The following is a 9,559-nucleotide window of genomic DNA, read 5'->3' as shown; positions in this document are numbered from 1 at the left end:
TTCCAATATCAAAAAAAATATAAGGCTATCTTATATTTTATAAGATAGCCTTATTTCTATAAACTTAATTCATTTTTAAGCATGTCATCAAAACTTTCCCTTTTACACATTACTCTACTTTCTCCATCTTTAACTAATACAATAGCTGGTTTAGGAATTTTATTATAATTACTACTCATAGAATATCCATAAGCTCCTACAGAAGGTATAGCTAGTATATCTCCACTCTTACTTTTACTTATTTCTACATCTTCTATTACTATATCACCTGTTTCACAACATTTACCTGCTATGGTAACCAGTTCCCTATCATCACTATTCATATTGTTAGCAACTTCACACTCATATTTAGCATCATAAAGAGCTGGTCTTATATTATTATTCATTCCTCCATCTATGGATACATATTTTCTAATTCCTGGTATCTCCTTTATGGCACCTATCGTATAAATTAGTGTAGCTGCATTACCTATTATAGATCTGCCTGGCTCTATACCCAACATAGGAAGCTTAATTCCCAATTCCTTAGATTTATTTAAAGCTTTTTTTAATATTGCTTCACAGTATTCTTTTGTCTCTTTTGGTTTATCTTCTTTCGTGTAATATATTCCAAAGCCTCCTCCTAAATCCACTTCACTTATTTCATAATCATATCTATTTTTTATTTCCTTTAGTATTTCAAACATAATATCAACTGCTTCTTCATAAGGAGTTGTTTCAAAAATTTGTGATCCTATGTGACAGTGAATTCCTGATAAATTTATATTAGGTAAGCTTAAAGCTGTTTCTACAGCTTTATAAACTTCTTCTCCTACCATTGAAAATCCAAACTTTGAGTCCACTTGGCCTGTTTTTATATAGTCATGGGTATGTGCTTCTATTCCTGGAGTGATTCTTAATAATATACTTTGCTTTATCCCTTTTTTCCTTGCCATATTATTAATATTATTCATTTCGTAAAAATTATCTACAACAAACTTTCCAACTCCAAGCTCTATTCCCATTTCTATTTCATCTAAAGTTTTATTATTTCCGTGAAAATAAATCTTATTCATTGGAAAATTGGCTTTCAGAGCAGTATATAATTCTCCAGAAGAAACTACATCTAAGAATAATCCCTCTTCTTTTATTATCTGACACATGGCAATAGTTAAAAAAGATTTGCCTGCATAAGCAACTTTATTTCCATGTTTTTCAACCCCAAAATTATTATAATATTCCTTACATCTTCCTCTTAAAAAATCTTCATCTATTATATATAATGGAGTGCTATACTTATTTTTTAACTCTTTACAACTTACTCCTCCAATATATAAATTGTTATCTTTTACTTCCATTGTTCCAAATAGCCTCACCTTTTATCCACTCCTTATTTTATAAAAATAAATTGCAGCTAAGAGTTCAATCATAGCTGCAATGCCTTTCAACTTATTGACCTCTGTAGCTCAACACTTTTTAAAGTGACAGCTTTACACATATTTTATGCAAAGCCAGAAAATAGATTACCACCCTATTTTCTTCGGCTATAATTCCTTTTCCTATCTATCATTACTTGGCAGTTTAAGATAAGTACTCTTAATTATAGCTCCTCTACCCTGGGTAAAATAATTATTAATTTGTTTAAATTAGTGTATCACAGAACCTCCCTTATTACAACATAATTAAACTATAAGTTATAAAATTCCTCAAAAGATTTAATTATATAATAATGATCCCTTACTCCGCCAAATTCCCTTATGGAGTGCATAGCTAATACGGCACTTCCTACATCTACAGAGTTTATATTTAAATGTCTAGATGATATAGGTCCTATAGTGGAACCTCCTCTTTCATCAGATCTATTAGTAAATATTTGATAAGGAATATTAGCTTTTTTACATATTTGTTTGTATACTGCCGATGATATACCGTCTGATGTGTAACTTTGTCTCTCACTTACTTTTATTACTGGTCCTTTATTTATCATAGGTTTATTAACAGGATCTGCTTTTTCAGGTGCAGATGGATGAACTGCATGCGCTAAATCTGCTGATATTAAAAAAGACTTTGATAATGCTCTAAAGTATGCCTCTCTTCCTTTTTCTTCTTTTTCCATTATTCTTTCTAAAACATTTGATAATAATGGTGAATCTGCACCTTGCTTAGTAGAACTTCCCACTTCTTCATTATCAAAGCAAACTAATACGTTAGTACCTTTAGAAACTTTTGAATTTACAATAGCTCTAAGCCCTGCATGAACCATTGCCAAATTATCCAATCTAGAACTAGAAATGAATTCATTATTTAATCCCATTAGGATACCTTTATCAAATTCATATAAGGATAATTCATAGCTAAGAATTTTCTTATCATCTAAATTTAACTCTTTTTTTATAATTTCTTCTAGAATTCCTTCCTTTAAATCTTCTCCTTCTACTGTCATTAAAGGAAGAAGATCCTTTTGAGGATTCAACTCTATTCCTTTATTTACATTTTTATTCATATGTATTGCTAAATTAGGAATTATAAATAAAGGTTTATTTATATTTATAATTTTTTCCTTTGGTTTTAAAGGATTTTCACCTTCTAAAACTATTCTTCCAGCTATAGATAATGGTCTATCCATCCAAGTGTTTAATATAGGACCTCCATAAACTTCTGTATTTAATCTCAAATATTTATCTCCATTTAAAATTTCGGCATAAGGTTTTACTTTAAAAGAAGGAAAATCTGTATGCGCTCCTATAATTTTAAATCCGTTATCAATAATTTTTTCTTTTCCTATAACAAATGCTATAAATGCAGAATTATTTTTTTTTATAAAATATTTACCTTCTCTTTGTAATTCCCATTTTTCATGTTCTCTTAATTCTTTAAACCCTTGAGATAATAAAATTTTTTCTACATTATTTATAACATGAAATGCTGTAGGGCTTTTATATATAAAATCTAAAAGATCTTTTGCATTATCAATTTCCATTGCTTACTCCTCCTTACAGTTTTATATTTAAGCACTATCATAATTGATTTCCTTCATTAAATATATCATAATTAATCTATAAAATAAATTTTAAGTGAGGTTTTTATAATGATGTCCAAATTCCTTGTTAAAACTTTTGTTAAAAATTATAAAAATATAGATGATACCAAAGTTAGAAATTCCTATGGTTTCCTTGGAAGTATGGTGGGGATACTTTCTAACACTATTTTATTTATTGTGAAAATAGTAGTTGGGATACTTTCTAATAGTATTTCTGTTACTGCGGATGCTTTTAATAATTTATCTGATGTTGCATCTTCTGTAATAACCTTAATAGGCTTTAAATTATCTTCAAAGCCTGCAGATAAAGAACACCCTTTTGGTCATGGAAGAATAGAATATATATCAGCATTGGTAGTTTCTTTTATGGTCATATTAGTAGGACTTGAATTTGTAAAAACATCTTACAACAGAATAGTTAATCCCGTAGATATTAACTTTCAAATAATCCCTTTTATTCTTATAGTATTGTCTATTTTTACAAAAGTATGGCTTAGTAGATTTAATAAATATATTGGAGATTCTATTAATTCTTCTGCACTACAAGCTTCATCTTTTGATGCATTAAGTGATGTAATTACTTCAAGTTGTGTAGCTCTATCTTTAATTTTATCAATGTGGATTTCATTTCCTATAGATGGGTATATTGGAATAGTTGTTTCTTTATTTATAATGTATTCTGGTTACACTTTAATAAAAGAAACATTAAATCCTCTCTTAGGAGAAGCAGCAGATCCTCAATTAGTAAAAGATATAACAGAAGAAACACTAAACTATCCTTATATAGGTGGAGTTCATGATTTAATAGTTCATAATTATGGACCTGGAAGATGTCTTGCATCTATTCATGCAGAAGTCCCGGATAATATATCTATTGTTGATATACATGAAATAATAGATAAAGCCGAAAAAGAAATCTCTGAAAAACTAAATTTAGAATTAGTTATACACATGGATCCTATAAACACTGATAACAAAGAGATTAATAGCATACAAAAAGAAGTAGAAGAAATTTTATTAAAATATCCAACTATAAAATCCTTTCATGATTTTAGAGTAGTGGGTTCTGGTGAATTTAAAAATTTAATATTTGATATAGTTATAGATTATTCAGTACCTTTTACTGATGAATTGCATAAAAATTTAAAAGATAATATCTCTAAAGATATCAAAAAAATTCACCCTTCATATAATACTATAATAACGATAGATAGAGATTTTACCCATATATAATTTCTTCTTATACTACACATAATACATTTAAAACTTAAGGAGTGTGATTCAATGACTAATGAGAGGCATTTCTTCCCTGGAAGTAACTCTGCTGATGGTTTTTATTCTTTATTTAAATATATACTTCCAGTAGATAAGGCGAATAGAATTTTTTATATAAAAGGTGGTCCTGGTACAGGCAAATCCTATTTAATGAAAAAAATAGCCGATCTGTTTAAATCAGAAGATTATACTCTAGAGTATTTCCATTGTTCTTCTGATAATGAGTCTTTAGACGCTTTAAATATAAAAGAACTAAATATAGCTTTAATTGATGGAACTAGTCCCCATATGCAAGATCCTTCATATCCAGGTGCCTTAGATGAGATAGTTGATTTCGGTGTTTCCTTAGATAAAAATGAGCTATCTTCTCATAAAAGTGAAATTATGAAGATTAACAAAAATATCTCAAGCACTTTTAAACGAGCTTTTTCCTATTTAAATGCTAGTAAATCAATTCATGGAAATTGGAGTTATAGAAATGAAGAGCATATAAATAGCAAAGCATTAAACTCTTTAAAATTAGAATTGAAGGATATGATTTTTAAAAATTATACAGATTACAGTAAATTCACCCCTTTTAGCAGGCATTTATTTTCTACAGCTTTTACTCCTAATGGAGTTATATCCTATATAGATACACTTTATTCAAATTACGAAAATGTATATATTTTAAAAGGTGATCCTGGAACAGGTAAAAATGCAATATTAACTTCTATAAAAAACGAAGCCTCAACTAGAGGTATGACCATAGAAATTTTGCGCAATCCTTTAATACCAGATAAAATAGAACATGTAATTTTACCAGAGATAAGTACAGCTATATTAACCTCTAATGAAATAAACAATAAAGATTTTAGTGGATTACAAATTAATACAAATGATTTATTAAGTAAAGATATAGATTTTTACAAAGATTCCATGGAACAAGATAAAGAAAACTTTTATTTTATTCTCAATGAAGCATTAGATATTCTTTCTACCTGCAAAAAATTGCATGATGATTTAGAGGAATTTTATATAAACAATATAGATTTTGATATAGTAGATAATATTTCTAGTGGTGTTATACAACGAATACTCAACTACAAAAATTCCTAATAAAATAAAAGAGTCTGCTTTTAGGCAGATTCTTTTATTTTATATACCTTTAATTCATGTAGTGCTCTAGTTGCCATAACATACATCATTTTTTCATAGTTTTTATCTTCAACACTACTATCTATTAATATTACTGCGTCAAATTCCAAACCTTTGGCAAAATATGAAGGAACTATACTTTCCCCAGAAGTATATATAATATCTTCTCTATTTACAGTTTTAATGTGTATACTATCTTTTATCATATCATTTACTTTATTAACTTCCATAGAATTTTTACATATTACAGCTATACTTTCGTATCCTTTTTCTCTAAATACCTTTATACTTTTTAGTATTTCTTCTTTTAATTCTTCATGGGTTTCTATTTGTTTTTCTACAACCTTTTCTCCACTTCTAACCAATGGTATTATAGGTTCATCTTTTAAATAATTATTGGCATATTCCATTATTTCTTGAGTTGATCTATAGCTTTTATCTAACTTAAAATATTCTATGTCTTTAAAATCTAAGTACTTATCTAGATTTTCCATGGCTATACCTTCATTTTCTGGTATAAGTCTTTGATTTTTATCTCCTAATATAGTCATGGACGCACAGCCTGTTAACTCTTTTATAACCTTAAACTCTAATGCACTATAATCTTGAGCTTCGTCTATAACTACATGTTTAATTTCTGAAAAATATTTAAGACCTTCTAACTTTATTTTTAAATATAAAATAGCAGCTAAATCATCTTGTATAAGCTCTTTTTCTTCATTTAAATTATTATAAAGCTCTAAAACACTAGGATTATTTAACCATGAAAGATCCTTCTTTCTTCTAATTACCTCAGATATAACTTCTCTTATCTGAAGCCTTCTTTCAAATTCTAATTTAGTTCCATGTAAGTTTCTTCCCTCTGATGTCATATTTTTAAGGTTTTCTTCATATTTTTTTTGTATTTCTCTAACTTTAGCATCTCTATAATCTTTAATTCTAGAATAAATTACTCTTTTAATTCTATTACTTCTTTTAAATAAAGGCATGAATTTAAAATGGTAAAAAAACATTTCTTCTATTTCTTTTTTCTCCATAATGACTTCATCATAAAATTTAACATCTTTAATATTGAAATAGTCTTTTTCTGTATCTTCTATAAACTTATCTAGTTTATCTATATACTTAGTAGAATTTTTAAAGATTATATCTAATACAAAATCATCATCTTCATTAGTTATCTTTTCCATATAATCTTTAAAACTCATTATATTTTCTATGTCTAATAATTTTAACGCAAAATCTCTAAAGGTAGTTTGTTTTACTCCCACTTCTCCCAGACTCGGTAATACCATAGATATATAATCTATAAATATGTCATTAGGACCTAATATTAAAACCTTATCCTGCAAAGTATCTCTATAGTTATATAATAAATAGGCAACCCTATGTAATGCTATAGTTGTTTTGCCACTACCTGCCACTCCATCTACTATTATGGTTTTATTCCTAGGCTGTCTTATTAAATTATCTTGTTCTCCTTGTATAGTCATAATTATGTCTTTAAGTTTATCTGCTGTATTTCTACTTAATACCATTTGTAATATGTCATCTTTTACATTTAATTCTGTATCAAATATCCCTAATAATCTAGCCTTTTTTATTATTAACTGCCTTTTTAGGGACACATTGGTTTCTATTTTTCCCATAGGTGCATTATAATGTACTTTACCAATGTTACCAGAATAAAATAGTGCAGATACTGGCGCTCTCCAATCTACTACTAAAGGTGTATAAGAATCCTTTAAAGTAAGTCCAAATCTACCTATATATATGGTTTCTTCTAATTCATCATCATTAAACATAATCTTACCAAAATAAGGACTTGATGATAATATTGTAAGTTCTTTAAGTCTTTTATCAATAAATTTAAATTCTTCTTCTATAATAAATTTTTCATGGTCAAAATATTCTACTATTTCATCTTCATCATCTCTATATTCATCTAAGAATTCTTTTCTATATTCTGTTATATAGTTAATAGTTTCTTTTCTTTGATTTAAATAGTTTAAAATTTCCTTGTTAATTATTTTTATTGTTTCTTTTAACTTTTCTTTTTCAAAGTTAAATTCTAATTCTTTTTGAATTTCTTTATTTAAGTCTAAATCATCCATCTTATCACCAACCTAATAATTATATTTTATTCTATGTCTATGGCTCTTGGATAACAGTTTCTAAATCTTCGATTTCTATATCTTTTCCTTCTACTATCTTCATAAATTCTTCACCAGTTATAGTCTCTTTTTCTAAAAGTGTTTCTGCTATTCTATTTAAAAGTTCTTTATTTTCTTCTAACAAATTTATAGACTTTTCATGAGAGTTCTTTATTATTTTTAAAACCTCATCATCTATAATAGCTGATGTTTCATTACTACAATTTCTAACAGGTCTTCCATCTAAATATCTATTACTTATAGATTCTAATCCCATCATATCAAATCTTTCAGACATTCCATATACAGTAACCATGTTTCTTGCAGTTTCTGTAGCTTTTTCTATGTCATTAGAGGCTCCTGTGGATATTCTATTAAATTGAACCTCTTCAGCTGCTCTTCCCCCTAGCATTACACATATCTTATCAAGCATTTCTTCTTTAGATATTAAATACTTTTCTGTGTCAGGTAACTGCATAGTGTATCCCAAAGCTCCCATGGTTCTTGGAACTATGGTTATTTTATGAACTGGATCCGTATTAGGTAAAAGAGCTGCAACCAAAGCATGCCCTACTTCATGAAAAGCTACTATTTTCTTTTCCTCTGGTGACATTATTCTATCTTTCTTCTCTTTTCCCGCTATTATTATTTCAACAGCTTCTTCTAAATCTCCTTGAAAAACTTTGTCTCTATTTATTTTTACAGCTCTTAGTGCAGCCTCATTTATAATATTGGCTAAATCAGCTCCTACAGCTCCAGGGGTAGCCTTAGCTATGGATGTTAAGTCTACTTTTTCATCCATTTTTACTCCCTTTGCATGAACTTTTAATATCTCTTCTCTTCCCTTTAAGTCTGGCCTATCTACAATAACCCTTCTGTCAAATCTTCCAGGTCTTAATAATGCTTTATCTAATACTTCTGGTCTATTTGTAGCTGCAAGTATTACAACTCCTTTTGAGGAATCAAATCCATCCATTTCAGCTAAAAGTTGATTTAGAGTTTGCTCTCTTTCATCGTTTCCAGAAACGTGTCCGTCTCTGCTTTTTCCTATAGCATCTATCTCATCTATAAAAATTATACATGGTGCTTTTTCTTGTGCTTGTTCAAATAAATCCCTAACTCTTGCTGCTCCCATACCTACAAACATTTCAACAAATCCCGAACCTGATATTGAAAAGAATGGTACTTTAGCTTCTCCTGCTACTGCTTTTGCAAGTAATGTTTTACCTGTTCCCGGAGGACCTACTAATAAAGCACCCTTAGGAAGTTTCGCACCTATTCCCGTATATTTATCAGAGTTATGCAGAAAATCTACTATCTCCATTAAAGATTCTTTTGCTTCTTCCTGGCCTGCTACATCTTTAAAAGTAACTCCTGTTTCGTTTTCTGCATATATTTTAGCAGTATTTTTACCAAAAGACATTACTCCGCTTCCCATTTTCTTATTTAATCTTGAAAAGAAAATACGCCCTAAAGCCATAAGTATAGCAAAAGGCATCAACCAATTAAATATAAAACTCTTTAAAGGGCTATCCTGTTCAGGAATTATAAAATCATAAGTAATGTTAGCTTTATTTAGTTTTTCTAATAATTGTTCATCATTATTGAATTTGCCTGTATATAATATCTTTTCGTTAAATCCTATACCTTCTTTTGGATATATTATAATTTTATCTTTAGCAAATTTTACTTCTTTTATTTGCTGTTCTGTTATCATATTTAAAAAGTTAGTATATTTTATATTTTTAGTTTGAGTCTTAACTACATAGTCATTAATTAAATATACCACTATAGTTACAGCAATTACATAATAAATAATATATTTGAACTTTTTATTATCATAGTTTGGATCTTTTTTATTTTTATCAAACATACTTTTTCCTCCATTTTCAATAAATTTATTAATATTGTGATATCCATTATAATAGATTATACCACTTTTAAAATACTATTTATCACTGTTTATGTGTACTTT

Annotated in this window: 6 protein-coding genes and 1 riboswitch; of the genes, 2 read left to right on the top strand and 4 right to left on the bottom strand. The window is 28.2% G+C overall.

Annotated features, from left to right (window positions below):
- Positions 1-56: 56 nt before the first annotated feature.
- On the bottom strand, positions 57-1,355 hold the full coding sequence (lysA, locus tag B5D21_RS05445) for a diaminopimelate decarboxylase (protein ID WP_011100582.1): 1,299 nt from the start codon (positions 1,353-1,355) through the stop codon (positions 57-59).
- A gap of 78 nt (positions 1,356-1,433) precedes the next feature.
- Positions 1,434-1,601: riboswitch (Lysine riboswitch) on the bottom strand.
- Positions 1,602-1,666: 65 nt separating this feature from the next.
- Positions 1,667-2,959 carry a M18 family aminopeptidase gene (locus B5D21_RS05440; protein WP_011100583.1) on the bottom strand — a complete coding sequence of 431 codons (1,293 nt, stop codon included), beginning with the start codon at positions 2,957-2,959 and terminating at the stop codon, positions 1,667-1,669.
- A 108-nt stretch (positions 2,960-3,067) separates the two neighbouring features.
- Between B5D21_RS05440 and B5D21_RS05435 the strand changes: the two genes are divergently transcribed.
- A complete protein-coding gene (locus B5D21_RS05435; protein ID WP_011100584.1) occupies positions 3,068-4,252 on the top strand; it encodes a cation diffusion facilitator family transporter in 1,185 nt (394 codons plus the stop codon).
- 51 nt (positions 4,253-4,303) lie between these two features.
- Positions 4,304-5,392 carry a PRK06851 family protein gene (locus tag B5D21_RS05430; RefSeq protein WP_011100585.1) on the top strand — a complete coding sequence of 363 codons (1,089 nt, stop codon included), beginning with the start codon at positions 4,304-4,306 and terminating at the stop codon, positions 5,390-5,392.
- Positions 5,393-5,412: 20 nt separating this feature from the next.
- On the opposite strand, the gene B5D21_RS05425 is transcribed toward B5D21_RS05430, so the two are convergent.
- Complete coding sequence (locus B5D21_RS05425; RefSeq protein WP_011100586.1) at positions 5,413-7,545, bottom strand: HelD family protein; 2,133 nt, start codon at positions 7,543-7,545, stop codon at positions 5,413-5,415.
- Positions 7,546-7,582: 37 nt separating this feature from the next.
- Positions 7,583-9,457: an ATP-dependent zinc metalloprotease FtsH gene (ftsH, locus tag B5D21_RS05420; RefSeq protein WP_035111693.1), complete on the bottom strand. Its 1,875-nt coding sequence runs from the start codon at positions 9,455-9,457 to the stop codon at positions 7,583-7,585.
- Between the last annotated feature and the right edge of the window lie 102 nt (positions 9,458-9,559).

It is taken from the genome of Clostridium tetani, from assembly GCF_900167265.1.
In the GTDB taxonomy this organism is placed as follows: domain Bacteria; phylum Bacillota; class Clostridia; order Clostridiales; family Clostridiaceae; genus Clostridium_G; species Clostridium_G tetani.
This window is presented reverse-complemented; position numbering and strand designations above follow the sequence as displayed.

Bases quoted from the DNA above. Each gene is read 5' to 3' on its own strand.
- B5D21_RS05430 (WP_011100585.1), top strand. From the start codon at position 4,304: ATGACTAATGAGAGGCATTTCTTCCCTGGAAGTAACTCTGCTGATGGT.
- B5D21_RS05425 (WP_011100586.1), bottom strand. From the start codon at position 7,545: ATGGATGATTTAGACTTAAATAAAGAAATTCAAAAAGAATTAGAATTT.
- ftsH (WP_035111693.1), bottom strand. From the start codon at position 9,457: ATGTTTGATAAAAATAAAAAAGATCCAAACTATGATAATAAAAAGTTC.
- B5D21_RS05435 (WP_011100584.1), top strand. From the start codon at position 3,068: ATGATGTCCAAATTCCTTGTTAAAACTTTTGTTAAAAATTATAAAAAT.
- B5D21_RS05440 (WP_011100583.1), bottom strand. From the start codon at position 2,959: ATGGAAATTGATAATGCAAAAGATCTTTTAGATTTTATATATAAAAGC.